This is a genomic window from Pacificoceanicola niger, assembly GCF_048553275.1.
Classification (GTDB): domain Bacteria; phylum Pseudomonadota; class Alphaproteobacteria; order Rhodobacterales; family Rhodobacteraceae; genus Pacificoceanicola.
Genome location: NZ_JBLZMW010000014.1, coordinates 34,552 through 61,160 on the forward strand (window position 1 = coordinate 34,552; position 26,609 = coordinate 61,160).

Here is a 26,609-nt window from a genome sequence, read left to right on the forward strand (position 1 = left end):
GGCGGCGCATGGCGGGCGCAGGGATTACCAGGCGTTGTACTGCAGATACTTGCCGGACATTTCGACCTTCACCCGGTCGCCCTTTTCATGCGCAACACGCGTGACGGACATGTCAAAGTCGATCGCGGACATGATGCCATCGCCGAATTCCTCGTGGATCAGCGCTTTGAGGGTCGGGCCATAGACGCCGACAATCTCATAAAAGCGATAGATGCAGGGGTCGGTCGGCACGGTCTGGGCAAAGACCTTGTTCGGGCTTTCGGCCAGCACCCCGGCGGCTTCGGCGGGCAGGCTCAGCAGGGCCGCGAGCTTCTCGGCCTTCTCCAGCGGAAAGGCATTCATACCCATGCAGGCGGAGTGGGTGAAGACCGGCGACATGCCGATCTCCGCCGCAATCCCGGTCCAGGTGAGACCGGCCTTCTTCCTGGCGATGATGATCAGCGCGGTCACGTCTTCCTTGGTCAGTAATTCGTCTGCGATGAGGTCTTTCATGGGTCTTGTCTCCTGTTGGGTGAAGGTCAGCCTGCGAGTTGCACGGCCAGTACGAGGCAAAGCAGCGCCAGAAGCGCGGTGGTGCCTTGCCAGAAACGAACGGGATTTCGATCGGCCAGCGGCACGTGACGGCCAGCGCGGAAGGTGCTGCCGGGCGTGCTCAGATCGGCAACGAACTCGGACAGCGCGTCATAACGGCGGATCGGATCGGGGTTGCAGGCGCGGCGCAGGGCCGCGTCCATCCAGAGCGGCACGCCATTGTCATCGTCGCGGGCGCTTTGATAGCTCAGCCTCATCTGGTCGCGCCGCGAAGTGATCCGCCCGACCTGTGCGCCAAAGGGCAGGCGGCCTGTGAGCATCTCGTAGGCGATCACGGCCAGCGCGAACTGATCGCCGCGCCACGACACCACATCTCCCGACAGGTATTCCGGCGCGGTGTATTGGAACGTTCCGGCCATATGGCCAAGCGTGCCGGGCGCAGCCTCATCGACACCCGCCACGGCGGTCGAGCCGAGGTCGATGATCTTCACCGTGCCGCTCTGGTCGATCATCACGTTCTCCGGGCGCAGATCCTGATGGATCATCTCGCGGCGATGAAAGGCCCGCAGCCCTGCCGCCATCTGGCCGATGATGTCACGCACCTGCGTCAAATCGGGCGCCGGATTGTCCGTCATCCATTGCCGCAGGGTGACGCCCTCGACAAAATCGGTGATGACATAAAGCGTCGTGCGCCGCTCCGGCGGCTGGGCCGCGCTGAGCACATGCGGCGAACTGAGCCGCCGCGCGATCCATTCCTCCAGGACGAAACGTCGAAGATACGCCGCATCCTTTGCCATCTCCGTTGCGGGGATCTTCAGGGCCACGCGGGTGCCGTCCGGCGCCGTGGCGAGGTAGACATGACTGCGGGCGGTGGCGTGAATCTGGCGCAGGATGCGGAAGCCGTCGATCTCGGCGCCCGGTTTTGGCGTCGGCGGAACCGGCAGGCGCGCTGCGTCGAGGTGCAACCCGTCATCGGTCTCCGGGAGCGTGTCGATGCGAACGATCTGCACCGTCAGATTGTCGCGGCTCCCGGCATTCTCGGCCGCTTCCACGATCTTTGCGGCGGCCAGATCAAGCGTGTCGGCCTGCAGCGCGTCCCGGACCGTCGCACCGTTGATGAAGTCATGAACGCCATCCGTGGTCAGGATGAACACATCGCCCGGCTGAAGCCGCACACGGCGATAGTCCACCTTCACCTGTCGCGCGGCGCCCATGGCGCGGCCAAGGTAGCTTTCATCTGGCGACAACTGAACCCGGTGGTCTTCGGTCAGCGGCTCAAGGCTCGCGCCGCTGAACAGGCTCACCCGGCTGTCACCCACATGCAGGATATGCCCGTCGCGCCCCTTCAGGATCAGCGCGGCAAGGGTGCAGACGCGGCCCTGATTGATATCCGTCAACGCCGTGTTTCGACCATGCAACCACGCATTTGTCGCGGCAATCACCCGGGTCGCGGCCGTGCGCGCGGTCCAGGCGTCGGGCGTGGCATAGTAATCGGAGAGCAGGGCTTTGATGGAGACCTCCGCCGCCTCCCGGCTGATTTTCGAGGACGAAATCCCGTCAGCCACGGCAAGCGTGATGCCCTTGAGGCTCCGCATCTGGCCGTCGGGGATCAACGCGCCGTGAAAATCCTGGTTCTCCGGCTTGCGGCCCGCCCGCGAACACTGACCGAGAGAGACGGTCAGGGCCTGCCTGACTGTGGTGTCCTTTGGCATGGGGCGCTCCGGAAGGAAAAGAAGGGGCCCCGCCGATGGGCAGGGCCCGAAACATGAGAGACTTATTCCGCCGGAACGCTGGTCGCATCGTCGTTGCGATCCACGCCGTTGCTGCGCGCGGGGCTTTCGCGGAAGTGCGTCATGTAGATCATGCCGCCCACGAAGGTCAGGCCGCCAACAAGGTTGCCAAGGATCACGGGGATTTCGTTGTAGGCGAGATAATCAAACCAGGTGAAGTTGCCGCCCAGCATGATGCCGCTCGGGAACAGGAACATGTTCACGATCGAATGTTCGAAGCCGAGGTAGAAGAACACGAGGATCGGCATCCACATCGCCATGATCTTGCCGGAGGTGGAGGTGGACATCATCGCGGCGACCACGCCGGTCGAGACCATCCAGTTGCACATGACCGCCCGCACGAACACGGTCAGCATGCCTGCGGCCCCCGCGGCGGCATAGCCCACGGTCCGGCTTTCTCCAATGAGCCCGATCTTCTGCCCCACGGCATTCGGTTCCTGGCTGAAACCCATGGTGAAGATGATCGCCATGAAGATCGCGGTGGTCATCGCCCCGGCGAAATTGCCGACGAAAACCAAACCCCAATTGCGCAACATGCCGTTGACGGTGACGCCGGGACGCTTGGCAAAGAGTGCCAGGGGAACAAGCGTGAAAACACCGGTCAGAAGGTCAAACCCCATCAGGTAGAGCATGCAGAAGCCGACGGGGAACAGCAGCGAGGCGACAAGGAAATTGCCGGTGTTGACCGCGATGGTGACGGCAAAGGCAGCGGCAAGCGCGAGGATCGCCCCGGCCATATAGGCACGGATCAGCGTATCCTTGGTGGACATGAAGACCTTGGCTTCACCGGCGTCGACCATCTTGGCCGCGAATTCCTTGGGAGTGACGTATGACATCTGAGGGGGTCCTTTCGTGAGGGGCGCGTGGAAGGTCAGGCGCCTTTTTCTGAATAATGTGAAAGATCTGCCGGGCGCGCCCGGGGATGGAGAGGCAGAGCCGCAAGGCGGTTTCGATTGGCAACAGGGCCGCGCCGCAGGTCAGCAGAGGGCGGGCGGCGCGTAACAGCGTGGCCAATTCCGAGGCACAATCGCGCAAGGCGAACCGTCAGAAAGCCAATCGTTCGAGGTGGGTTTTGGGATCGGGACAACCGGGACTCCGCTTCGTGATTGAACGCGGAACCGATGTCTCGGGCGCCGCGGCGATTTCTGTCCGGGACCGGTCTGGCGGTCCCGCAATCCGGCCAGGGCCGGATCGAAAAGCGACATCCTTGCCGCCCGCCCCATGGGGGCTGTCTTGACTGAAATGCCGCGCCGTTGCGGCGGGCGGGAAGGCTTTGCTCCCGGCCCATAATCATTCATTCACATCGAATGATTGCGCCTTGGCAACGGTTTTCCCTGCCGTCTTGTCAGAAACCCGCGAATTCCATGGCGGGCTTTCGAAACTGCGGAAGTTTTGAACAGGATTTTCGGCTGAGGGCTTGAAACATGGCCGAATGCGAAACTGCCCCCCCCGCGCGCCGCCGCCCCGGCGCACAGTGCGATTCCCCGTCGCGTTACGTTGCGTCGAGGGGTGGCGCTGTGCCGTCTGCGGCGGCGTCCTGCAAAATGCCGAGGGTCGCGGGATTGGCAGCAAGGGCGTCCGCTAGGCTGATTTGCTCCAGATAGCCATAAAACGCCATCTTGGCCCGCTTCAGCGCCGGAACCAGTCCGCATTTACCGTGCAGGATGCATGTCGCGCAATCGACCATGGCGGAATCGCCTTCCATATAGCGGGCAATGGCTCCGACCGTGATGGCGCGCGGAGGGCTGGCCAGTTCAATGCCGCCGCTGCGCCCGCGCGTGGATTTGACGAAGCCGCCATCCACAAGCTGCGTCACCACTTTCATCAGGTTGCTTTGGGACAACCCATGTGCCCGCGCGATTTCGGCAATGGAGACGCGGCGCCCGCCATGCGCACCGAGATAAAGACACACGCGCAGGGAATAGTCTGTAAATTTCGAAAGGCGCATGGCATGTGACTTTGTCTGTTACTCGTATGGCGTCGCACCCTGCCGGATTCAGGACAGAAGTACCAGCGGTAGGACTACGGGCCCGGCCCGCGCCGCATCGGCGGCGGTGCGGCTGAACACGTCCGTACGGTCGAAAATGCTCGGGTCCGGACTGAACTCGGACTGGGTCTCGACCTCGCTCCGTGTCAGGACCTGGAGGGCGGCAGCCGCGCCATCCCACCCGCCGGGCCTTCCCCGGTTGGGGAAATTCAAGACGCCGGGTGCGCCGTTCAGGCCGGAGAAACGCCCGTGGTCGTACAAAATCTGCCAGTATTTCAGGCAGTTTCGAGATCCGCCCACGGCCACTGGCCTCCGGATTGACAGCCAAGTCGCGATAGATTTCCCGGAAGTCGCAAACCGGTCATACCGCCGGAGCAATTGGTGACAGTCTTGCGATGACACAGCGCGGGATGTCCCTGACTCGCGCGCTTGCCGTGAAACCCTTGTTAATGCCTCGTTCAGGCCAGTGCGGGCACTGTCCCCTCTGTCCGGCGCCCCACAGGAGATGCCTCATGCTGCGTGAACCGGATGTTCTGGCCCAGCTCATGCGCCGAAAGCCCGCTCATTCCCTGCCACAGGACCTTTACTGCGATCCCGGCGTGTTTCAGGTCGATCTGGAGAAGATCTGGTACCGCGACTGGCTCTTCTCCATTCCGGCCTGCGAGATCCCCAAGGTCGGCGACTATGTGGTTCACGAGGTCGGGGCCTATTCCGTGGTCATCGTACGCGGGACCGACGGTGCGATCCGGGCGTTCCACAATTCCTGCCGCCATCGGGGTTCGGTTTTGTGCAAGACGAAGAAGGGGACGAACCCCAAGCTCGTCTGCCCCTATCACCAATGGACCTACGAACTCGATGGTCGCCTGCTCTGGGCGCGCGACATGGGACCGGATTTCGACCCGGCCAAACATGGTTTGAAGCCGGTCCACTGCCGCAATGTGCGCGGGATGGTCTACATCTGCCTTGCGGAGCACGCGCCTGATCTGTCCGGCCTCGAAGCACAGGCCACGCGCTATATGTCGCCGCATGATCTGGAAAACTCCAAGGTCGCCTTCGAAAGCACGATCATCGAGGAGGGCAACTGGAAGCTGGTCTGGGAGAACAACCGGGAGTGTTATCATTGCTCCGGCAACCATCCCTCGCTCTGCCGCACCTTTCCCGAAGATCCACGCCTGATCAGCAAGGATGAGCAAGGCGAGATGTCGGAGCTTCAGGCCCGCCATGCCGAACGCTGCGCGGCTGCGGGGGCGGCGACAGCCTTTGTCGAGGCCGATCAGGGCGATTGGCGGTTTGTGCGCACCCCTCTGCTCGGCGGCGGCGAGAGTTACACCATGGATGGCAAGGTTGCCGTGTCCCTGCCCAATTCCTCCTTGCCGTTCAAGGACGCCGGGAGCCTGCTCAAGTACAAATATCCGGGCACGTGGAACCACTTCCTGTCCGATCACGCGATTGTCTTCCGCGTCACACCGATCAGCGCGATGCAAACCGAGGTCTGTACCAAGTGGCTGGTTCACAAGGACGCGGTCGAGGGGCGGGATTACGACCTCAATCGGCTGACCGAAGTCTGGATCGCCACCAACGACGAGGACCGCGAGGTCGTCGAAAACAACCAGCGCGGCATCCTCTCGCCCGCCTATGAACCCGGCCCCTATTCGCCGACCCAAGAAGCCGGCAACATGCAGTTCGTGGATTGGTACGCAAGGACGCTGATCCGTGCGATCACCGGCCCTGCGGCCGTTGCGGCGGAGTGACAGCCATGAGCCTCGACAACACCTTTACCGCCGACGCGGACAGCGGCATCTGGACCGACGATGAGCCGCTGGAATGCTGCTCGGTCGTGCCCGAAGCGCCGAACACGGCGACCTTCGGTTTTGTCGCGCCCAGCGGCAGCATGTTCAAATATCTGCCGGGCCAGTTCCTGACGCTGGAGCTGCCGGTGCCCGGCGGCACGGTCTGGCGGACCTATACGATCTCCTCGTCGCCCTCGCGGCCGCTGTCGCTCACGGTCACGGTCAAGGCGCAGGAAGGCAGCATCGGCACGCGCTGGATGCTTGATCACCTGCGGCCAGGCATGCGGATCAAGGCCACCGGCCCGGCGGGCATCTTCACCCTCCCGACCCGGGATACCAGGAAGTATCTTTTCATTTCAGCAGGCTCCGGCGTCACGCCGTCGCTGTCGATGACCACCTACCTGTATGATCGCGGCACCGGGATCGACGTGGTCTTTCTGAATTGCGCCAGGCGGCCCTCCGATATCATCGGACGCCAACGGTTGGAGCACATGGCCTCGCGCGTGCCGCAGATGAAGCTGCATTTCATTGTTGAAGAAGACGACCCCTATCAGGTCTGGACCGGTCTGCGCGGGCGCCTCAATCAGATCATGATTGGCCTGATCGCCAGCGATTACCTGGAACGCGATGTCTATTGCTGCGGGCCAGAGCCTTTCATGGCTGCGGTGCGCGAGATGCTGATCGGTCTTGGCTATGACATGGACCGCTACCATCAGGAGAGCTTCCAGGCGCCGGTCAAGACCGAAGCGCAATTGCCGGAGACGGATGATGTCGTGCTCGATGATGCGGCAGAGGCCAGTGTCACCTTCGCCGCGTCCGATGTGACAGCGGATTGTACGGAAACCGATACGGTTCTTGCCGTGGCCAAGGGGGCGGGGCTGAATATTCCGTCGGGCTGTACGTTTGGCGTTTGCGGCACCTGCAAGGTCAAGAAGCTCTCGGGGCAGGTCCATATGGTCCACAACGGCGGCATTTCCCAGGACGACATCGACGCCGGATTCATCCTTGCCTGCTGCTCCAATCCCATTGGGGCGGTCACGGTCGATATCTGATCGGTTTGACCTGGACGCGCGCCTGTCGCGAGAGCCCTGGCCCATGGGGGCGACCCAAAGGACGGCGCGTTGTCAGCGCCGCCCCTTTTTCCTGTTTTTCCAGAACGGCGGGACGTCCCCCGCCATGATACAGCCGTAGGGGTCGATGTAGTCCTCGATCGTGGCAAGATCATACTGCTTGATCTGGCGAACCACGCTTGCTGCGCTCTTGTAGCTCGACGGCAGTTCCGAGGCATCGACAGCGCCCGCATGGAACCGGATGTCCAGCCCCGCCGTCTCCGTCCGCAGCATCTCATCCGGCGTCACAGACCCCATGCGCCGCTTGTGCTCGGAGCGCGAGAAGTTGCGCCCCGCGCCATGCGGGCTGAACCCAAGGCCATGCCCCGCATCCCTGCCTTTGACGACAAGCACCGGCTCGGACATGTTCAGCGGGATCAGCGTCAGCCCCGTCGCATCCTGCGCATAGCCATCCCATGCAGGGGTCGCCCCCTTGCCGTGGTAGTAGAGATCGCCGCGCCTGAAGACGAAGTTATGCTCGTTCCAGAAGCGGTCTCCCACATCGGCCCGGGCCGCCTCCACGGTTGCCTGATGGATCGCGTTGTGGTTGGCTTTTGTCCACTTGCGGATCAGTTGCAGCGCCTCCCAGTAGGCCCGGCCTTCCTCCGTATCCGCCGGAATCCAGGCGTTTTGCTTCGGCGTCCCGGGCGAGAGCAGCTTGCGGAACCGTTCGGCCACGGCCATGCCGTTTTTGTACAGAACCGCCCCCGGCCCCCGCGAGCCGTGATGGGTGACAATCGCCGTCCGCCCGGTCTTGCGCGAGCGCCCCACGAACAGGAAATGGTTTCCGTCGCCCTGCGTGCCCATATGTTCCTGCGCCATGCGCAGGCTTTTCGGGTTATCCAGGAAAACGTTCTCCCGGAACGCATCCAGCAGCTTGAGCGATGTGGTGAACCGCTTGCCCTGCGCCCGCCCGCCGGGGCCGAAATGCGTCACGCTCGTGGCTGCATCCAGCACCGCCTTCGGGTCCGCATCGCCCAGATCGGTGATCATCACCGAACAGCAAATGTCAGCCGAATGCATCCCCGGATGGATCGCATTGCGCGCCGCCGCCACGCCGCCCACGGGGATCGTCCCCACAGGCCCCGCGGGGCAGGCATCGGGCATGATCGCCCCGGCCTCGATCGTCGGGGTGCGCATCAACTCGGTCATCGTCTCGCGGACCTTTTGGACATTGTCCTCCTCATCCGCGCCCTCGAACTCGATGTTCTCATGAAACGCCACCGCGCCATGCGCGCGCAGGTCCAGCGTATCCGGCACCGGCGGGATCTCCCCCTCCAGTTCCATCCGGATTTTCACCAAACCATAGCCTTCGGCCCGCAGCGCATTGGCGCGCTCCAGCAGTTCCGGAAATTGCTTGCCGGGCCGATGCCCCCAGTCCTTGAGGTGCTCGCCCGTCACGGGGTCATATGTCATCGTCTCACTCATACTCTTTCCTTCCATCCAAACCGGGACAAGGCCGTCACAGCCAATGAATCCGTCTCTGATCGCCCCGCGGACATGCCCCGCGTTTTTGCTCCCGGCGACAAATCGGGCGCAGCGCGCCCTGTGACGAAACAATCCGGGGCCCGCCCCGCATCCGAAATGGGCGAATGCGTTTGCCATATGGGCGCCGGCAAGGAGGGGAGTCGAACCCGCTCGGCCTGTCCGGAAAGTGGAGCCATGTAGTTCCGTCGGCATTCGCCGGGAGGTGTCCTTCGTGTTCTATAACCTCGGCGACAAGGTGTTTGGTGAAACAAACCTGCTCTACCAATTGAGCTACGCGGCCATAACGGTATGGCGGCCGCGACGGGACTCGAACCCGCAACCCGGGCGTTAACAGCGCTGTAGTTCCACCGGCATTCGCCGAGTTTCTTCCTTCGTTTTTGGGTCAGGCGGACAAGGGTCTTGCGAGATCTTTGACAGGTTGAAGCTGTAATCCCGCAGGCATTCCGCCCGAAGTGTTCATTTTTCCAATGTCTGGCGGCAGTCTCCCGCCGCCAGACGCGTTCTCTTCGCAGCCCCGGACCTGATCCGGGGCCTCATCTCAAACCGCGATCCTTTCGATCTCGCGGACCCAGTGGTCGCCGCCGGTGCGCCCTTCGGCAAACGCCGCGATCTGGTCAAAGACCACATCGGAGAAGCCGCCGACATTCAGCACGTCGTCGCGCGTCTGCACCTGCGTCGTCCCATAAGGGGCGATATCGATGCAGACCAAACGCGCCTTCGGGTTGCGCCGTTTGATCAGCGCCCATTCGCGCATCATCGCCGTGCCCTGACGCCCGTTCCCGGCATCCACCCAGGATTGGTTGTCGGACACGAAGACCACGAGGTCCGGGGCGCGCCCACGATCGTTCAGCCACTTCAGCGGCGCGGAACAGTTTGTCCCGCCCCCCGCCAGCGCGGCCAGACGCTCGGCATTGGTCAGGATCGAATCCTGCTTGCGCAGACGCAGATCCCGAACCTTCACCTCGAACGGCAGCACCGTGCAGCCACGGTTCACCCGCTGGAACGCCGCCGCGACCAAGGCTGCCACATCCACATGGCGGACCCTGGACGTCGCGCCCAAACGGTAGCCTGTCACCGGCCACAGCATGGAGCCGGACACGTCCGGACAGACAACAACCTGACCCGCGACCTTCGGCACGTTCTGCACCGCGATTTCCATCGCCTCATGCAGCGCGTCCACGATGGCCTCCGGCATCTCCGGGGAGACGTGCTGCGCCGCGACCATCAACTGGTACGGAAAGGCACGCGCCTTTCTGATCGCCTCCGGATCGAGCAGCAAAGCGGCCACATGCTCCACCGTTCCTGGCACATCGAAGGCGCCGCGACGCAGGAAGGTGTTCAGACCCTGACGCACCATCTGCCACGATCCCTTGCGAGCCACCCCCGCCCAGTGCTGCGGCGACAGCGGAAGCTGCGTCAGCATCTGGAACGGCACGTCCGGCACCGGACCTTCGCCCGCCTTCGAAAACGCCATCCAGTCCTGAACCGCCTGCGGCAGCAGACGGGCCTCGCACGGGCGGCCCACGATCCAGGCAAACAGCGCTTCGCGCTCTTTCGACACCGGCTTCGGGTGCACCATCCTGATGACATCCGCCAACGACGGGTCATTGCCGATGTTGGCGTTCAGAAGCGCCCGATCGGACGCCCCGTTCAGGCAGTTTTGCACCATCGCCTTCGGCGCCGAGCCAAGCGACTTGCGCCCCGTGGTTCCGGAGCGGATGACCTGCACCACATTGCGCAGCATCTTGCCGTTGGTCACGACACGGGGGAAAACCGCGCGGAACAGCGGCGGATCACGCCGGGCCAGCACCGCCAGAAGAACCGCCGGCATGTCCTTCATGTACCCCGTCTCGCGGGCATAAATCGCCGTTTGCCCGAGGAACAGCGGATCGACCGTTTCGGCCAGATCCAAAACATAGTCCAATTCGTCCGCCGGGTTGGTGTAGAACATGCCCCCAAAGGTGCCGGTCACGGCCACCTGCGCCAAGGCATGCGCATCGGTGTAGCGGTAGGCCGGCGCGCCTTCGGCGTTCCTCGCGGTTGCCTTGGCGAACCGGCCTTTCATCGATGCAAACACGGATTTGTTTGCCATTGTCTCTCGTCCTTCTCTTTGGTGAGCTTGTTTTGCCATGAAGAACGGGCAGGTCCGAAACAAATCGAAGAAGCGCACAAGGCATTGATAGTGTTTGGTATTTTGGCGTTTGCCGTGCCACGTCAAAATCTATACGATCCAAATGTATCGAGATTTATCATTCTGGATAGGGTGTATGAGAAACGTCGTCATTGGCTTCCTCGGATCACAGCTCGACGCGGGCAAAAAGCGTCGCTGGAAGCCGACTCGCAGCCTGCTCGAGCAAGACGGTTTCGCCGTCGACAGGCTCGAACTGCTCTATGACACCAAATTCAGCCGTCTCGCCCATGGCACGGCGCAGGAGTTGCGCGCCCTGTCGCCTGACACCGAAGTCCTGCTGCATCAATTCGATCTCGATAACCCGTGGGACTTTCAGGAGGTCTATGGCAAGCTCTTCGACTTTGCCCGCGATTACGGCTTCGATGAAGACCGCGAGCGCTATCACGTGCATCTCACCACCGGCACCCACGTCGCGCAGATCTGCTGGTTCCTGCTGACCGAAAGCCGCCACGTCCCCGCCCACCTGATCCAGACCGGCCCGCCCCGCGGCGAGGCAGCGATCGGCACGATGGACGTGATTGACCTCGACCTGTCGCGCTACAACGCCCTGCAACAGCGCTTCGACGAACTGTCCCGCGAATACAGCGACCAACTCAAGGGCGGTATCGCGACGAAGAACCCGGTCTACAACGCCCTGATCGACCGCATCGAACTGGTGGCAAGCCAATCGGACGCGCCGATCCTGCTTTTGGGCGAGACGGGCACGGGCAAGACCGAGCTGGCCGACCGCATCCACAATCTCAAACTGGACCGCCGCCGCGTCAAAGGGCGCCTTGTCCATGTCAACTGCGCCACGCTGAACGGGCCGGACGCCATGGCGACGCTCTTTGGCCAAAGGCGCAGTCACACTGGCCTGCCCGGCACGGAACGCAGCGGTCTGCTGCGCGAGGCGGATGGCGGCACGCTGTTCCTCGACGAGATCGACGCGCTGGGCGCTGATGCGCAATCCGTTTTGCTCCATGCGATCGAGACCGGGCGTTTCTATCCCATCGGCTCCGATCACGAGGTTTCCAGCCGCTTTAACGTGATTGCCGGCGCGGGCAGGGACCTGCGCCGGCTTGCCGCCGATGGCACCTTTCGCCCCGATCTTCTGGCTCGGCTCAGTATGTGGCGCTTTGTCCTGCCGCCACTGCGCGAGCGCCCGGAAGATATAGAGGCGAACCTCGCGTTCGAACTTGCCCGGGCCGAGCGCAGCCTTGGCATGCAGACCGGTTTCAACACCGACGCGCGCGACCGCTACCTGCGCTTTGCCCGTGATCCGGCCACCCGCTGGCCCGGCAATTTCCGCGACTTCGGCGCATCTGTTCGCCGCCTGTGCACCCTCGCGCCGCGTGGCCGCATCACCCGGTCCATGGTCGATACGGAGATCGAGACTCTGCAGGTCGATTGGAGCAGTGCGGAGGCCAACACCGATGCCCGCCTTGTGGCCGAGGCGCTCGGTCCCGATGCGCCGCCGCTCGATCCGTTCGACCGCGTGCAGCTGGCCGAAGTCATCCGCATCTGCCGCACCGCGGCCAGTCTCAGCGACGCGGGCCGCCGCCTGTTTGCCGTCTCCCGCGCCCAGCGGGCAAGCCGCAACGATGCCGACCGGCTGCGCAAATACCTCGCAAAATACGGTCTCGAATGGGGGACGTTCTAGGCGCGTGATCCCATGGTCTGATCGCCGCTTCGGAGCGGACGAATGCGCCATGAACCAGCGCGCCGCGACCCTTCGTGCCGTCAGGGCTGCAATACAGCGATCCACGCTCCGGCAAGGTCATGCACCGCACGATCGCGAAAGAGACATTTTTTCTCGCGTGGTTGAGCAGGGGGGGCAAGCATCAACCTCTGATCCGCCGCGACCGCGGATGCAAATCGGATTGGTCGACCTCCAAAATCAAAAAAGCCCCTAAGGCCAGAACCTTAGGGGCTTTCCATGGTGCCCAGAAGAGGACTCGAACCTCCACGGCCTTTCGGCCACTGGTACCTGAAACCAGCGCGTCTACCAATTCCGCCATCTGGGCACGGGGTTGGTGAGGCAGGCGTTTAAGCGTCATACAGGGGGGTGTCAACAATCTTTTTGAAAAGACGCGCACGCGGCATTCGGGCGCCTTGCAGCAGCGGCCCCGGAGGGGTATTTCAAAGCCGGTAACCACCGACAGGAGACGCAAGATGTCCAAGCTCGTCACCATTTATGGGGGGTCCGGTTTTGTCGGACGCTATATCGCGCGTCGCATGGCCAAAGAGGGTTGGCGCGTCCGAGTCGCTGTCCGCCGCCCGAACGAGGCAATCTTCGTTCGTCCTTACGGTGCGGTGGGTCAGGTGGAGCCGGTTTTCTGCAATATCCGCGACGATGACAGCGTCCGCGCCGTGATGAACGGCGCCGATGCGGTGGTCAACTGCGTCGGAACCTTCGACAAGGGTGGCAAGAACAACTTCGATGCGGTCCAGCATGAGGGCGCCGGGCGCATCGCCCGAATCGCAGCCGAGATGGGCGTCGCCCGCATGGTCCACCTCTCCGCCATCGGCGCCGAGGCCGAAAGCGACAGTCTCTACGCCACGTCCAAGGGCAAGGGCGAGGCTGGCGTGCTGGAGCATATGCCGGACGCCGTGATCCTGCGACCGTCGGTGATCTTTGGCCCGGAGGACGAATTCTTCAACCGCTTCGCCAAGATGACACGCGTCTCGCCGGTGATCCCGCTGGTCGGTGGCAATACGAAGTTTCAGCCGGTCTACGTCGATGACGTGGCGCAGGCCGCGGTCAAGGGCGTTCTGGGCGAGGCCGAGGGCGGCATCTACGAGCTTGGCGGTCCCGACGTGGTCAGCTTCTCCGGTCTGATCCGCGAAATGCTTGGCGCCATCCGTCGCCGCCGTCTGATTCTCAACATGCCGTTCTGGCTGGGCGGGATCATCGGGTCTGTCTCCGATCTGGTCAGCAGCATCACCTTCGGGCTGATCCCGGCGCAGATCACCCGCGATCAGGTGAAAACACTGAAATCGGACAATGTTGTCTCCGACGGGGCAAAAGGCTTTGCTGATCTCGGCATCAGCCCGATGGCGACGGAGGCGGTTCTGGACGAATATCTCTGGCCGTACCGACCCTCGGGCCAATACGACGCCATCAAGGAATCGGCAAAGAACCTGCGCGCCTGAAACGGCCAACGCGCCCCGATCCGGGCGCGTTCTTATGTCTTTCAGGCGCTGGAAGGGGTTCAGCCCGCTTTTTGCAGCCGCGTCAGTTCCGCGCCATTGCAACACCCCGGCGGCGGAGCGACGCTCAGCGCCGTCTGCCGCGCCAGCCATGCCTCGCAGGATTCGACAAGTGCGCAGCCCCGGCATTGCGTCACCATGCGCGAATAGCCTTCCGCGCTGAGAGCCCCGCTCTGCACCGCATCATATAGACTAAGCCCCATGACCCGTGCCACGCTGCGTGTCATGAAAAAATGTCGGGCCGGATCGCCAAGCATCATTGCCAATGTTCTATGCCTCCTCTTCGCACGCCAGCCGCGCAAATACGCCCTGGTTGGCACAGCCGTCGGGGCAGGGGCGCAGGGCATCGGTTCCTTGCTCCAGCCAATGGCTGCAGCCCTGCACCCATTCACAGCCGCGACAGCGGGTCACCATGCGCGCCCAATCGTCCTGGCTCAGCGCCGCCCGCTCTGCCGCCTGAACGAGATCGACGCCGGTGGCCTTGGCCATGCGCTGCACCATCCAGTAGTGCGCGCGCGTGGCGCCGAGTGGGCGGACCGGGCGCGCGTCGGCCTGATCGCGCAGCGGTCTCATTGCGCGGCTTTCTTCAGATCCGCGAACAGCTCCGTGTTGCGGCAATAGGACGGCGGGGCCGCCGCGGGTGCCTGCTGCGTGGCCAGCCATCCTTCGCAGGCGCAGGGCTGGCTGCAGCCGATGCAGCGCAGCACCGCATCTTCCAGCTCGGAAACGCTCAGGGCGCCGCGCAGGATCTGCTCTTCGAGATCCACGGATTGGACCTTGGCCATCTCGTCCACAAGGTACGCGTGGCGTTTCAACGTCGTTCGGTTGTGCATTGATCCGACTCCCTCTCTCGTCCGGACGGGTGCCGCCAAGACTACGCAACGCAGAAAACTGCGCTTTGACTCAGGTCAACGAGGGCGATTTGAGGGCGAGGGGCCGGACGCGCCGGCGGTCTCAGCTGCCCGGCTGCATCGCGGCATAGGTCTGGCGCACGATGTCCATCCGTGCCCGGTTGGGCGGATGCGAGCCGAGGAACCGGTTGCCGGGATCGGGAATACGGTTGAAGAACAGCGCGCCCAGCACCGGATCATATCCCGCCCGCGCGGCGATGATCGTGCCAAGCCGGTCCGCCTCCAGCTCGTAATCCTTGGAATATGTCCGCGCCCCCACCGTCGCGCCAAGCTCTTCGGCGCTGCGAATGCCCGCCTCATCCGCGCCGCCAAGCGCGGCAATGCCGGAGAAGATCACCGCGCCGACCGTGGCGCTCTGCTGGGTCTTGCCGATGTGATCGAGCACGTGATGCGCCGCCTCATGGCCCATGATGAAGGCCAGCTCGTCCGCATTCTTCACCGACGCGATCAGGGCAAGATTGAAGGCAATGATTGGCCGCCGGTTGTCGTCGACGGTTTGAAACGCATTCGGCGGCTGACCGGGGCGGTCGTCCACGACGATCTGGAAATTGCAGTTCAACCCGAAGGACTGCTGCCGGCAAACCTGCTCGGCCACGGGCTCTACCGTCTCGACCACGGTGATGAACTGCTGGGCCGCGCGGCCCGCGCGATTGCGCACCGCCGCTTCCGCAGGCGTGTCCTGCCGCTGCGTTTCCTCCGCCGGGGACCGGCCGGAGGAGGGCGGCGCGGGCATTTCCGTGCAGGCGGCCAGGAGGACCAGCAAAAGCGGCAAGAGACGATTCATGGGTAATCCGGATCATGGACGCGTACCGCAGCACGATAGGCCGCGTTCCGGCGCGGGGCCAGACCCGATCTGAGGCGATGCCGCAACCGTGTTCCCGCTGCCATCACCGCAGGGCGCTCCCCGATGCGCGCCGCCCTTGCGGAGCCGGACGCCGGCGCATAGGCTGATCCCATGTTCAGCATCGAGCACGACTTTGACGCCACCGTCATCACACTCGTCGACGAGGGGCAGACGCCGCTCCAGGAAGACGTGGTTATTTCGAATTTCGAGGAATGCATCACCATCGAACAGTTCGATCCGCGCCGCGATGCGCCGGTCACGGTGACCCTCTCGATCACCCAGCTGAACGACTTGATTGCCGCGCTGGGGCTGCCCGAAGGGGTCTACACCCGCCGCGCCGGGCCAAAAGGCTAAGGGTCGATTCGGAACAGCTTGTCCCGCGCGGTTTCGCCCCGCACCAGCACCAGCCGCGTCTTCGGGATGCCGAGCGCCTTGGCCAACAGCTTGACCACCGCCACCGTCGCCTTGCCACCCTCGGGCACCGTTGTCACGTAGACCCGCAGCACGTCGTCCGCGCGCTCGATCCGGTTGCGCGATGCCTTCGGCGTGACCCGCACGGCAATCTGTGCGCCGGGCACCGCAAGGTCGGATAAATCGGGGGTTTTCATGGCTCTGGCCTAGCGCCCCCGCCGGGATCTTGCAACTTGCCGGTTGAATCCCCTGGCCCGAGCGCTGACATAGAGGCAAGGAACAAACTGGAAGTGCCATGCCCGACGTGAACCAAGCCGCCCTCGACTTTCTTCTAACCCGCCGCTCGCGCCCGGCCAAGACGCTCAAGGGACCGGGACCGGACCGCGCTGCGCTGTTGCCGATCCTCACTGCGGCCGCCCGCACACCGGACCACGGCAAGCTGGAACCATGGCGGTTCATCGTGCTCGAAGGGGCGGCGATGCAGCGCATGGCGCAGGAAATCCGCCGCGCAGGGGTGCGCCTTGGCAAGGACGAGGCAGACATCGTGAAGGCCGCACAGGCCTATGAGACCAGCCCGCTCTGCGTGGCCGTCGTCGAGGTGCAGAAACCCAGCGACAAAATCCCCCCGATCGAACAGACATACTCGGCCGGTGCGGCCTGCCTCGCCCTGCTCAATGCGGCGCTGGCAAGCGGATGGGGGGCGAACTGGCTCTCAGGCTGGGCCAGCCACGACCGCGATTTTCTCTCAGAGGCGCTGGGACTGGCAGAGCATGAAAGCCTCGCCGGGCTGATCCACATCGGCACGGAAGGTGCAACGCCGCCGGAACGCCCGCGCCCGGACCTCGGCGCCATCACCACCTGGGTCGAGGAATGATCATCTCCGCCTTTCTCAGCGCGCTTGCGCAACTCGGCGACAGACGCTTTCGCAGCGTCCTGCTGCGCGGTGTCGGCCTGACCATCCTGCTGCTCTTCGGCTTTTATCTCGCCTTTGCATGGGGCGTGGGATGGATGGTGGGCGACAGCGTGACGCTTCCCTGGATCGGCGAGGTGACATGGATCGACGATGTGATCAGCTGGGCCGCGATCCCGCTGACACTTGTGCTCTCGGTGTTCCTGATGGTGCCGGTAGCCTCCGCCATCACCTCGCTGTTCCTCGATGAAGTCGCCGACGCGGTGGAGGATCGCCACTACCCGCAACTGCCGCCCGCACAGCCGCTTGGCTTCGCAGAGGGGCTGCGCGATACGCTGTCCTTCCTCGGCATCCTGATTGCGGCCAACATCGCGGCGCTGGTGCTCTATGCGCTGTTGCCGCCCTTTGCGCCGTTTATCTTCTGGGCGCTGAACGGCTTCCTGCTGGGGCGGGAGTACTTCACGCTCGCCGCGTCACGGCGCGTCGGGCGCATCGAGGCCAAGGCGCTGTGGCGTCGCAACCTTGCGACCGTTTGGGCCGCAGGCGCGCTGATGGCGGTGCCGCTGACCGTGCCGCTGGTCAATCTTCTGGTTCCGGTGCTGGGGGCTGCGACCTTCACGCATATCTATCACCGGCTGCATCGCTGAGGGTGACGGGGTTTCGCCTCGCTTGCGCGAGGCGACCGGCGCGCCTTCGGCGCGCAATGGGGCTCCGCCCCCGGCTCTGCGAGCCTCCCCCGAGGTATTTCAGGACCAAAGACACCCAGCGCGGCGCGGCGGCCGTGCCGGGTGCCCCAGTCCGCGTACGGGACCGGTGGAGGGGCCTAGTCCTGCGTCTGCGCAGCCGGGGCCATCCGATTGGCCATCCAACCATCGATGTCACGCACGGTGATGGCCCCGCTCAGGATGATCCAGGCCAGGATCGCCCAGATCACGGCGGAAATGCCGGTGGTGATCCAGGCCTTTTTCTTCAGGTTGTGAACTTCCGGGCTGCCGGCGTGGGTGCCGGGCACCACGTTGCCCAGATCGCCCTGCGTCTGAAGCCGAATCGGAATCACCACGAGGAAGGTCAGGAACCAAAGAACCGCATAAAGCACGAGGCCGGAAGTGATACCCATCAGACCTGCTCCAATTCCACGAGGCAGCCATTGAAGTCCTTGGGATGCAGGAACAGCACAGGCTTGCCATGGGCGCCGATCCTGGGCTCGCCGCTGCCAAGCACACGGGCGCCGGTTTGCTTGAGGTGATCGCGCGCGGCGAGAATGTCATCGACCTCGTAACAGACATGATGGATGCCGCCGGACGGATTTTTTTCAAGGAAACCCTTGATCGGGCTGTCCTCGCCCAGCGGGTAGAGCAATTCGATCTTGGTGTTGGGCAGCTCGATGAAGATCACGGTCACACCGTGGTCCGGTTCATCCTGCGGTGCGCCGACTGTCGCGCCAAGCGCGCTGCGGTACTGTTCGGCGGCGGCGTCCAGATCCGGGACGGCAATGGCGACATGGTTCAGACGACCGATCATGCGGAGTTCTCCATTGGTGGCGTTTGGGTGTCCAGTTTGCCACAGGTTATGGCTTGGGTGGCGGGGTCGGACAAGCCGGTGCGTCCTTTAACCGCTTATTCACCGACTCAGGGTCACGATGGGTTAATAGCTGCCATTGGAGAGGATCATGGACGATTACTCTGACGACCTTGAACTGTACCGCCGCCCGACTGCGACGCGCCCGCTGCTGGGGCTGACCGTGCTGGTGGTTGAAGACAGCCGATTTGCCTGTGACGCCATGCGTTTGTTGTGCCTGCGCTCCGGCGCGCGCATCCGCCGGGCCGACTGTATCAAATCGGCGCGCAGGCACCTGCAGGTGTATCGCCCCTCTGTGGCGGTGATTGATCTTGGCCTGCCGGATGGCTCCGGTGCGGACCTGATTGCGGATCTGGTTGCAACGACACCGCGAATCGATGTGATCCTGGGGACAAGCGGCGACAGCTTTGCACAGGACGCGGCGATGGCCGCCGGGGCGGACGGGTTCCTCGCCAAGCCGATCGAATCCGTCGTCGCCTTCCAGAGCGTGATCCTCTCCGCGCTCCCGCCCGAGCGGCGGCCCACCGGCCCGCGCCTTGTCAGTGACGATCCGGTGCGTCCCGATCCGCTGTCTTATCGCGATGACATGGCGCATGCCGCCGATGTTCTCGACGAGCGCGGCGACGGGCGTATGCTCGACTATGTCGCGCAATTCCTGCGGGGCGTGGCCAACAGCGCCGGGGACAATACGCTCGAAGCCGCCGCCCGCGATCTGGCGGAGGCGCGCACCCGTGGTCAACCTCTGCAGGCGGTCACTGCCCGCGTTGCTGCCTTGATCCAGGACCGGCTGTCCGAACGCGTCGCGATCTGAATCGCCGCGCCGCCCGGGGGACAGGCACCCGGCGGGCAGCGCAGGGACAGCTGCCTAAGCCGGGCCCGGCAGCGCGGCACCAGGAAAACATCGGCGCAGGCGCCGGTGTTAAGAGTGCGGCCCTGGAATCCGGCGATTTCGGGGCTGTAATGGTTAATAAAACTTTAAATCCCCATATCTGCAACGCAGACATGCCACATTCGCTCTGCAATCTATTGTTGAAATCAACAACGGAGGTAATGGCTATGGGTACGCAAGCCGCTCTGGTGATGGTTGCAGTGACACTTGCTTTGCTGCTTCCCTTGGTAATGGTTAAGAGAAGCGTCAATCAACGGACGCTTGAAATCGCCGGCGAAGACGTCGCCAAACAGCGAGATGAGCTGGCGCGTCTTGCGATCCTCGGGATCGCCGCGTTGACCATGCTTGGTCTTTTCTTTGTCTACGGGTCGGTTGTCGTGGCAGCCGAACTGTCATCCTGAACGCAGGGGCCACCGTCCGGCCCGCAAAAAACGAACGCCCCGCGACCGATCCGGCGCGGGGCGTTTTGGTTCAAGCGAATACCGGGGCTCAGTCCTGCGGAATAACCCGCAGGCCCAGCTCCATGAGCTGATCGGACGACGGATCGCTCGGCGCGTTCATCATCAGATCTTCGGCGCGCTGGTTCATCGGGAACATGATGACCTCGCGGATGTTCTGCTGATCGGCGAGCAGCATCACGATCCGGTCGATGCCCGCAGCGCAGCCCCCGTGCGGCGGGGCGCCGTAGTGGAACGCCTGGAACAGCGCGCCAAATCGCGATTTCACCTCCTCGGCACCATAGCCGGCAAGCTCGAACGCCTTGAGCATCACGTCCGGCTTGTGGTTCCGAATCGCGCCGGACACCAGCTCGTACCCGTTACACGCAAGATCATACTGATAGCCCTTCACGGCCAGCGGATCGCCCATCAGCGCATCCATCCCGCCCTGCGGCATCGAGAACGGGTTGTGCTCGAAATCGACCGCGCCGGTCTCTTCGTCCTTCTCGTAGATCGGGAAATCGACGATCCAGGCAAAAGCAAAGCGGTTCTCGTCCGTCAGGCCAAGCTCCGCGCCGATCACATCGCGCGCCTTGCCCGCGACCCGCTCGAACGCCGCCGGCTTGCCGCCAAGGAAGAAGGCCGCATCGCCGACCCCAAGGCCAAGCTGCTGGCGGATCGCCTCGGTGCGCTCCGGTCCGATGTTCTTGGCCAGCGGACCGGCCGCCTCCATGCCTTCGCCCTGATCACGCCAGAAGATATAGCCCATCCCGGGCAGCCCTTCCTTCTGCGCGAAGGCGTTCATCCGGTCACAGAACTTGCGCGAGCCGCCGGTCGGCGCGGGAATCGCCCGGATCTGTGTGCCGTCCTGCTCCAGAAGCTTGGCGAAGATCGCAAAGCCGGAGCCGCGGAAATGCTCCGAAACATCCTGCATCTCGATCGGGTTTCGCAGGTCGGGCTTGTCGGTGCCGTACTTCAGCGCCGCTTCCTTGTAGGGGATCTGCGGCCAGTCGGCAGGCGCATCCACGGAACGGCCCCCGCCGAACTCCTCGAACACACCGGCGATCACCGGGGAAATCGTGTCGAACACGTCCTGCTGCTCGACAAAGGACATCTCCATGTCGAGCTGATAGAAATCCGTGGGCGAGCGGTCGGCGCGCGGGTCCTCGTCGCGGAAACAGGGCGCGATCTGGAAATACTTGTCAAAGCCCGACACCATGATCAGCTGCTTGAACTGCTGCGGCGCCTGCGGCAGAGCATAGAACTTGCCGGGGTGCAGGCGCGACGGCACGAGGAAATCGCGCGCGCCCTCGGGGGACGACGCGGTGATGATCGGCGTCTGATACTCGCGGAACCCCTTGTCCCACATCCGCTTGCGCATGGAGGCCACAACGTCCGAGCGCATCGCCATGTTTTTCTGCATGACGTCGCGGCGCAGGTCGAGATAGCGATACTTCAGGCGCGTCTCCTCGGGGTATTCCTGATCGCCGAACACGATCAGCGGCAGCTCGTCGGCACTGCCCAGCACCTCCAGATCCCGCACGAAAACCTCGACCTCGCCGGTCGGCAGCTTGGCATTGACCAACTCGGGATCGCGCGCCTTCACGTCGCCGTCGATGCGGATACACCATTCGCTGCGCACCTTCTCCATGGCGGAGAAGACGGGGCTGTCCGGGTCACACAGAACCTGCGTCACGCCGTAATGGTCGCGCAGGTCGATGAAGAGGATACCGCCATGGTCGCGGATGCGGTGCACCCAGCCAGACAGGCGAACGGTGTCGCCCACGTTGTCCTTGGTCAGATCGGCGCAGGTGTGGCTGCGATAGGCGTGCATATCGGGATCCTTTGTCAAAGGCCGTAAGGAATGGGTCAGGCGGGATACACCTGCCTGACACGCGGAAGTCAAGCCGGGACTGCCGCTTTGGCGCGTTCCGGAGGCCCTCGATACCCCGAATAGGCCCGGTTTGGTTGATTTTTCGTGATCATGGCGGGGGAACGCAATGCCGTCCGGGGGGTTGATCTGTCAAACCGGGGCGAACCGCGCCCCGCCCCTGATCCCGATCAGGCCCGACATATCCAGAAAAGGAGACCTCCCATGCGTATTCTCGTCGCTGGAGCCACAGGAAAAACCGGTCGCCGCGTGGTGCGCGCGCTGCAGGACCGCAATCACACCCCCATCGCGCTCGTGCGCGAAGGCTCCGACACCAGCCACTTGCCCTCAAACATCGAGCTGCGTCACGGCGATCTCACCGATTTGCCGCAGGACGTGGCCGAGGGCACCGATGCGGTGATCTTCGCCGCCGGCTCCGGCAGCAGCACGGGGCCCGAGATGACCGACAAGGTCGACCTGCACGGTGCCAGGGCGTTGGTGGACCTGTCGAAAAAGTCCGGCGTGTCGCGTTTCGTCATGCTGTCCAGCGTCGGCGCGGGCAGTCCCGAAGGAACCGGCGACATGGAGCATTACCTCAAGGCCAAGCATGACGCCGACGAGCACCTCAAGGCCTCCGGTCTCGATTATGCAATCCTGCGCCCCGTGGCGCTGACCGATGACGATGGCCGCCGCCACATTCGCTTCGGCGATGACGTGGACACCGGCGGTGAGGCCGCGCGCGGCGATGTCGCGTATCTTCTGGCCGATGCGGTCACGAACCCGGAGTGGTCCGGGCAAACACAACTGATGCAATCGCTCTGATCCGGCCGATACAAAGTCAGCCACGTCGCCCCCGTCCGCCTGCCGGTCGGGGGCTTTTTCGTGTCTGCGCCCGGCCCTGCGACGTGGCGTCCCAAAGGGCCAGGCAGAAACGGCGTTACAGGGGTTGAACCCACCCGGCGCATGTCTATAACCCACGACAATTTGCGGGTCGGCGCCGAGTCACCGGCCCCATGCCCCCTGCCGTTTTGCCAAGAGGTCAGCCCATGCCCAAACGTACCGACATCAAGTCCATCATGATCATCGGCGCGGGGCCTATTGTCATCGGGCAGGCCTGCGAATTCGACTACTCCGGCGCACAGGCCTGCAAGGCGCTGCGCGAAGAGGGCTACCGCGTCATTCTGGTCAACTCCAACCCGGCGACGATCATGACCGATCCGGGCCTTGCCGACGCCACCTACATCGAGCCGATCACCCCCGAGGTCGTCGCCAAGATCATCGAAAAGGAACGCCCCGACGCGCTCCTGCCGACCATGGGCGGGCAGACCGGTCTGAACACCTCGCTCGCGCTTGAAGAGATGGGCGTGCTGGAGAAATTCGGCGTCGAGATGATCGGGGCCAAGCGTGAGGCCATCGAGATGGCCGAGGACCGCAAGCTGTTCCGCGAGGCCATGGACCGCATCGGCCTCGAAAACCCCAAGGCCACCATCGTCACCGCCCCCAAGAACGCCAAAGGCAAGTTCGACCTCGAAGCGGGTGTCGCGATTGCGCTCGAAACGCTGGAATACGTCGGCCTGCCCGCGATCATCCGCCCCGCCTTCACCCTCGGCGGGACCGGCGGCGGCGTGGCCTACAACCGAGAGGATTACATCCACTATTGCCGCTCCGGCATGGATGCCTCCCCGGTGGGCCAGATCCTCGTCGATGAATCGCTGCTCGGCTGGAAAGAATACGAAATGGAGGTCGTCCGCGACAAGGCGGACAACGCCATCATCGTCTGCGCCATCGAAAACGTCGATCCCATGGGCGTGCACACCGGCGACAGCATCACCGTCGCCCCGGCGCTGACCCTGACGGACAAAGAGTACCAGATGATGCGCTCCGCCTCGATCGCCGTGCTGCGCGAGATCGGCGTCGAGACCGGCGGCTCCAACGTGCAATGGGCGGTGAACCCGGACAACGGCCGCATGGTCGTGATCGAGATGAATCCGCGCGTCTCCCGCTCCTCCGCGCTCGCTTCGAAGGCAACCGGCTTCCCGATCGCCAAGATCGCTGCCAAGCTCGCCGTCGGCTACACCCTCGACGAGCTCGACAACGACATCACCAAGGTGACCCCGGCCTCTTTCGAGCCGACCATCGACTATGTCGTCACCAAGATCCCCAAATTCGCCTTCGAGAAATTCCCCGGCTCCCAGCCGCATCTGACCACCGCGATGAAATCCGTGGGCGAGGCCATGGCCATCGGCCGCACCATCCACGAATCCCTGCAAAAGGCCCTTGCCTCCATGGAGAGCGGCCTGACCGGCTTTGACGAAGTCACCATCGAGGGCGCGCCGGAGAAATCCGCCGTCATCAAGGCGATCTCCCAGCAGACCCCGGACCGGATGCGCACCATCGCCCAGGCCATGCGCCACGGGCTCACCGACGACGAAATCCACGCCACCACCATGTTCGACCCGTGGTTCCTTGCCCGCATCCGCGAAATCGTCGAGGCCGAGAACACCGTCCGCGAAAACGGCCTGCCGACCGACGAAGCCGGCCTGCGCGATCTCAAGATGATGGGCTTCACCGACGCCCGCCTCGCCAACCTCACCGGCACCACCGAACAGGCCGTCCGCGCTGCCCGTCTCGATCTGAACGTCACCGCCGTCTTCAAGCGCATCGACACCTGCGCCGCCGAGTTCGAGGCTCAGACCCCCTACATGTACTCCACCTACGAAACCCCGATGATGGGCGAGGTCGAGTGCGAGGCCCGCCCCTCCGACCGCAAGAAGGTCGTGGTCCTTGGCGGTGGCCCGAACCGCATCGGCCAGGGCATCGAGTTCGATTACTGCTGCTGTCATGCCTGTTTCGCGCTCAGCGATCAGGGCTATGAAACCATCATGATCAACTGCAACCCCGAGACGGTCTCCACCGACTATGACACCTCGGATCGCCTCTACTTCGAGCCGCTGACCTTCGAACACGTCATGGAAATCCTGACCAAGGAACAGCAGAACGGCACGCTGCACGGCGTCATCGTCCAGTTCGGCGGCCAGACCCCGCTCAAACTCGCCAATGCGCTGGAGGCCGAAGGCATCCCGATCCTCGGCACCACGCCTGACGCCATCGACCTCGCCGAAGACCGCGAACGCTTCCAGGCCCTCGTCAACAAACTGTCCCTGAAGCAGCCGAAGAATGGCATCGCCTCCACCGACGAACAGGCCCTCGCCATCGCCGAAGACATCGGCTTCCCTCTGGTCATCCGCCCGTCTTACGTGCTCGGCGGCCGCGCCATGGAAATCGTGCGCGACATGGACCACCTGCGCCGCTACATCAACGAGGCCGTCGTGGTCTCCGGCGACAGCCCCGTGCTGCTCGACAGCTACCTCTCCGGCGCGGTCGAACTTGACGTGGACGCGCTCTGCGATGGCACCGATGTGCACGTCGCGGGCATCATGCAGCACATCGAAGAGGCGGGCGTGCACTCCGGCGACAGCGCCTGCTCGCTGCCGCCCTATTCGCTCGGCGCCGATGTTCTCGACCGTATCAAGGTCCAGACCGTCGCCCTCGCCAAGGCCCTGAATGTCGTCGGCCTGATGAACGTGCAGTTCGCCATCAAGGACGATGAAATCTACCTCATCGAGGTCAACCCGCGCGCCTCGCGCACCGTGCCCTTCGTGGCCAAGGCCACCGACAGCGCCATCGCCTCCATCGCCGCCCGCCTCATGGCCGGGGAAAAGCTCAGCGACTTCCCGCTGCGCGCCGCCCATGCGGAGGCCACGGACTATGACACCGATGTGCCGATGGCCGACCCCATGACCCTCGCGGACCCCAACATGCCGTGGTTCTCGGTCAAGGAGGCGGTGCTGCCCTTCGCCCGCTTCCCCGGCGTCGACACCATCCTCGGGCCGGAAATGCGCTCGACCGGTGAAGTCATGGGCTGGGACCGCAGCTTCCCCCGCGCCTTCCTCAAGGCGCAGCTCGGCGCGGGCAACAACCTGCCGTCCGAGGGCGTGGTGTTTGTCTCGATCAAGGACGACGACAAGACGCCACAGATGGTCGAGGCGGCACAGGTCCTCTCCGATCTCGGCTTTACCGTCATCGCCACCGGCGGCACGGCAAAATTCCTCGGCGAACACGGCATTTCCTGCGAGACCGTGAAAAAGGTCTACGAAGGCCGTCCCAACGTGGTCGACCTGATGAAGGACGGCGGCATTCAGCTTGTCCTCAACACCACCGAAGGCAACGCCGCCGTGGAGGACAGCCGCGAAATCCGCTCCGTCGCTTTGTACGACAAAATCCCCTACTTCACGACAGCCGCCGGCGCCCACGCCGCAGCCCTCGCCATCAAGGCGCGCGAAGAGGGCGAACTGGTCGTGAAGTCGTTGCAGGGGTGATTTTCCTCACCCGCGCCTCGGCGCGGGCGGGACGTCCAGTGGACGTCTCGGGAAAATCACGGGCGAAGCCCTGGCCGCAAATCTCGTAAGAAAAGAAAAAGCCCCGCCCCGAAAACCAGCCCTTTGCATTTCGTGGTGCAGATGAGCGCGAAGGGCTCTGAGTGCAATGTCCGTTTCGAGCCCGCAGTGACCGATGCTGCGCCTTGCACCAATGGCAGAAATGGCGCGATCGCATCAATGCGCTGCTGTTGACAGATAGAATTTTTCGCTAGTCAAATTTAGGACAAGTTTCATCGTAGTATGCC

The 26,609-nt window shown here is 63.7% G+C and carries 26 protein-coding genes and 1 tRNA gene; 11 read left to right on the forward strand and 16 right to left on the reverse strand.

Going from position 1 to position 26,609, the window contains the following annotated elements; translation table 11 throughout:
- Window positions 1–24: 24 nt before the first annotated feature.
- The 5 genes from cynS to ACN2XU_RS16740 form a co-directional block, all read right to left on the reverse strand.
- On the reverse strand, window positions 25–492 hold the full coding sequence (gene cynS / locus ACN2XU_RS16720) for a cyanase (protein ID WP_419411597.1): 468 nt from the start codon (window positions 490–492) through the stop codon (window positions 25–27).
- A 26-nt stretch (window positions 493–518) separates the two neighbouring features.
- Entirely contained in the window at window positions 519–2,243 is a 1,725-nt protein-coding gene (locus tag ACN2XU_RS16725) for a bifunctional protein-serine/threonine kinase/phosphatase (RefSeq protein ID WP_419411598.1), read from the reverse strand.
- Between the two features lie 62 nt (window positions 2,244–2,305).
- Window positions 2,306–3,157 carry a formate/nitrite transporter family protein gene (locus ACN2XU_RS16730; RefSeq protein ID WP_419411599.1) on the reverse strand — a complete coding sequence of 284 codons (852 nt, stop codon included), beginning with the start codon at window positions 3,155–3,157 and terminating at the stop codon, window positions 2,306–2,308.
- Window positions 3,158–3,813: 656 nt separating this feature from the next.
- Window positions 3,814–4,269 carry an RrF2 family transcriptional regulator gene (locus ACN2XU_RS16735; RefSeq protein WP_419411600.1) on the reverse strand — a complete coding sequence of 152 codons (456 nt, stop codon included), beginning with the start codon at window positions 4,267–4,269 and terminating at the stop codon, window positions 3,814–3,816.
- Between the two features lie 48 nt (window positions 4,270–4,317).
- Complete coding sequence (locus tag ACN2XU_RS16740) at window positions 4,318–4,608, reverse strand: hypothetical protein (RefSeq protein WP_419411601.1); 291 nt, start codon at window positions 4,606–4,608, stop codon at window positions 4,318–4,320.
- A 212-nt stretch (window positions 4,609–4,820) separates the two neighbouring features.
- Between ACN2XU_RS16740 and ACN2XU_RS16745 the strand changes: the two genes are divergently transcribed.
- Together ACN2XU_RS16745 and ACN2XU_RS16750 are read left to right on the forward strand one after the other, a co-directional pair.
- Window positions 4,821–6,059, forward strand: coding sequence for an aromatic ring-hydroxylating oxygenase subunit alpha (locus tag ACN2XU_RS16745; protein WP_419411602.1), 1,239 nt, complete (start codon window positions 4,821–4,823; stop codon window positions 6,057–6,059).
- A gap of 5 nt (window positions 6,060–6,064) precedes the next feature.
- On the forward strand, window positions 6,065–7,150 hold the full coding sequence (locus tag ACN2XU_RS16750) for an FAD-binding oxidoreductase (protein WP_419411603.1): 1,086 nt from the start codon (window positions 6,065–6,067) through the stop codon (window positions 7,148–7,150).
- A gap of 72 nt (window positions 7,151–7,222) precedes the next feature.
- Here ACN2XU_RS16750 and ACN2XU_RS16755 read toward each other — a convergent pair whose 3' ends face one another.
- On the reverse strand, window positions 7,223–8,635 hold the full coding sequence (locus ACN2XU_RS16755; RefSeq protein ID WP_419411604.1) for an RtcB family protein: 1,413 nt from the start codon (window positions 8,633–8,635) through the stop codon (window positions 7,223–7,225).
- Window positions 8,636–9,233: 598 nt separating this feature from the next.
- Window positions 9,234–10,787: a vWA domain-containing protein gene (locus ACN2XU_RS16760; protein WP_419411605.1), complete on the reverse strand. Its 1,554-nt coding sequence runs from the start codon at window positions 10,785–10,787 to the stop codon at window positions 9,234–9,236.
- 175 nt (window positions 10,788–10,962) lie between these two features.
- Here ACN2XU_RS16760 and rtcR point away from each other — a divergent pair, with 175 nt between their 5' ends.
- Window positions 10,963–12,525: an RNA repair transcriptional activator RtcR gene (gene rtcR, locus ACN2XU_RS16765; RefSeq protein ID WP_419411606.1), complete on the forward strand. Its 1,563-nt coding sequence runs from the start codon at window positions 10,963–10,965 to the stop codon at window positions 12,523–12,525.
- 277 nt (window positions 12,526–12,802) lie between these two features.
- On the opposite strand, the gene ACN2XU_RS16770 is transcribed toward rtcR, so the two are convergent.
- Window positions 12,803–12,889 (reverse strand) — tRNA-Leu (locus ACN2XU_RS16770).
- A gap of 148 nt (window positions 12,890–13,037) precedes the next feature.
- Between ACN2XU_RS16770 and ACN2XU_RS16775 the strand changes: the two genes are divergently transcribed.
- Complete coding sequence (locus ACN2XU_RS16775; RefSeq protein WP_419411607.1) at window positions 13,038–14,018, forward strand: complex I NDUFA9 subunit family protein; 981 nt, start codon at window positions 13,038–13,040, stop codon at window positions 14,016–14,018.
- Window positions 14,019–14,077: 59 nt separating this feature from the next.
- On the opposite strand, the gene ACN2XU_RS16780 is transcribed toward ACN2XU_RS16775, so the two are convergent.
- From ACN2XU_RS16780 to ACN2XU_RS16795, 4 genes are all read right to left on the reverse strand, one after another.
- Window positions 14,078–14,335 carry a DUF6455 family protein gene (locus ACN2XU_RS16780; RefSeq protein ID WP_419411706.1) on the reverse strand — a complete coding sequence of 86 codons (258 nt, stop codon included), beginning with the start codon at window positions 14,333–14,335 and terminating at the stop codon, window positions 14,078–14,080.
- Between the two features lie 10 nt (window positions 14,336–14,345).
- Complete coding sequence (locus ACN2XU_RS16785) at window positions 14,346–14,648, reverse strand: DUF6455 family protein (protein ID WP_419411608.1); 303 nt, start codon at window positions 14,646–14,648, stop codon at window positions 14,346–14,348.
- Window positions 14,645–14,908, reverse strand: a complete 264-nt coding sequence (locus ACN2XU_RS16790) for a DUF6455 family protein (RefSeq protein WP_419411609.1) — start codon at window positions 14,906–14,908, stop codon at window positions 14,645–14,647. The genes ACN2XU_RS16785 and ACN2XU_RS16790 overlap by 4 nt, the downstream gene beginning before the upstream one ends.
- Before the next feature lie 121 nt (window positions 14,909–15,029).
- Window positions 15,030–15,770 carry a M48 family metallopeptidase gene (locus ACN2XU_RS16795; RefSeq protein WP_419411610.1) on the reverse strand — a complete coding sequence of 247 codons (741 nt, stop codon included), beginning with the start codon at window positions 15,768–15,770 and terminating at the stop codon, window positions 15,030–15,032.
- A gap of 171 nt (window positions 15,771–15,941) precedes the next feature.
- Here ACN2XU_RS16795 and ACN2XU_RS16800 point away from each other — a divergent pair, with 171 nt between their 5' ends.
- A complete protein-coding gene (locus ACN2XU_RS16800; protein WP_419411611.1) occupies window positions 15,942–16,184 on the forward strand; it encodes a DUF8831 family protein in 243 nt (80 codons plus the stop codon).
- On the opposite strand, the gene ACN2XU_RS16805 is transcribed toward ACN2XU_RS16800, so the two are convergent.
- Window positions 16,181–16,438, reverse strand: coding sequence for a DUF167 domain-containing protein (locus ACN2XU_RS16805; protein ID WP_419411612.1), 258 nt, complete (start codon window positions 16,436–16,438; stop codon window positions 16,181–16,183). The genes ACN2XU_RS16800 and ACN2XU_RS16805 overlap by 4 nt on opposite strands.
- Before the next feature lie 98 nt (window positions 16,439–16,536).
- Between ACN2XU_RS16805 and ACN2XU_RS16810 the strand changes: the two genes are divergently transcribed.
- Window positions 16,537–17,115: a nitroreductase family protein gene (locus tag ACN2XU_RS16810; RefSeq protein ID WP_419411613.1), complete on the forward strand. Its 579-nt coding sequence runs from the start codon at window positions 16,537–16,539 to the stop codon at window positions 17,113–17,115.
- Complete coding sequence (locus ACN2XU_RS16815; RefSeq protein ID WP_419411614.1) at window positions 17,112–17,798, forward strand: EI24 domain-containing protein; 687 nt, start codon at window positions 17,112–17,114, stop codon at window positions 17,796–17,798. Before ACN2XU_RS16810 ends, ACN2XU_RS16815 begins: the two co-directional genes overlap by 4 nt.
- Window positions 17,799–17,974: 176 nt before the next feature.
- Here the strand turns inward: ACN2XU_RS16815 and ACN2XU_RS16820 are convergent, their stop codons facing one another.
- Window positions 17,975–18,268 (reverse strand): DUF1467 family protein, encoded by a 294-nt coding sequence (locus ACN2XU_RS16820; protein WP_419411615.1) that lies wholly within the window; start codon window positions 18,266–18,268, stop codon window positions 17,975–17,977.
- Window positions 18,268–18,672: a methylmalonyl-CoA epimerase gene (gene mce / locus ACN2XU_RS16825; protein WP_419411616.1), complete on the reverse strand. Its 405-nt coding sequence runs from the start codon at window positions 18,670–18,672 to the stop codon at window positions 18,268–18,270. Before mce ends, ACN2XU_RS16820 begins: the two co-directional genes overlap by 1 nt.
- A gap of 148 nt (window positions 18,673–18,820) precedes the next feature.
- Here mce and ACN2XU_RS16830 point away from each other — a divergent pair, with 148 nt between their 5' ends.
- Both ACN2XU_RS16830 and ACN2XU_RS16835 read left to right on the forward strand, forming a co-directional pair.
- On the forward strand, window positions 18,821–19,540 hold the full coding sequence (locus tag ACN2XU_RS16830) for a response regulator (protein ID WP_419411617.1): 720 nt from the start codon (window positions 18,821–18,823) through the stop codon (window positions 19,538–19,540).
- 245 nt (window positions 19,541–19,785) lie between these two features.
- A complete protein-coding gene (locus ACN2XU_RS16835) occupies window positions 19,786–20,019 on the forward strand; it encodes a hypothetical protein (protein WP_419411618.1) in 234 nt (77 codons plus the stop codon).
- A gap of 88 nt (window positions 20,020–20,107) precedes the next feature.
- On the opposite strand, the gene aspS is transcribed toward ACN2XU_RS16835, so the two are convergent.
- Window positions 20,108–21,889 carry an aspartate--tRNA ligase gene (aspS, locus tag ACN2XU_RS16840; protein WP_419411619.1) on the reverse strand — a complete coding sequence of 594 codons (1,782 nt, stop codon included), beginning with the start codon at window positions 21,887–21,889 and terminating at the stop codon, window positions 20,108–20,110.
- A gap of 261 nt (window positions 21,890–22,150) precedes the next feature.
- Here aspS and ACN2XU_RS16845 point away from each other — a divergent pair, with 261 nt between their 5' ends.
- Entirely contained in the window at window positions 22,151–22,747 is a 597-nt protein-coding gene (locus ACN2XU_RS16845) for an SDR family oxidoreductase (RefSeq protein WP_419411620.1), read from the forward strand.
- A 224-nt stretch (window positions 22,748–22,971) separates the two neighbouring features.
- The gene (gene carB, locus ACN2XU_RS16850) at window positions 22,972–26,304 is read left to right on the forward strand and encodes a carbamoyl-phosphate synthase large subunit (RefSeq protein ID WP_419411621.1); all 3,333 of its coding nucleotides are present in this window, start codon (window positions 22,972–22,974) and stop codon (window positions 26,302–26,304) included.
- The last annotated feature ends 305 nt before the right edge of the window (window positions 26,305–26,609 follow it).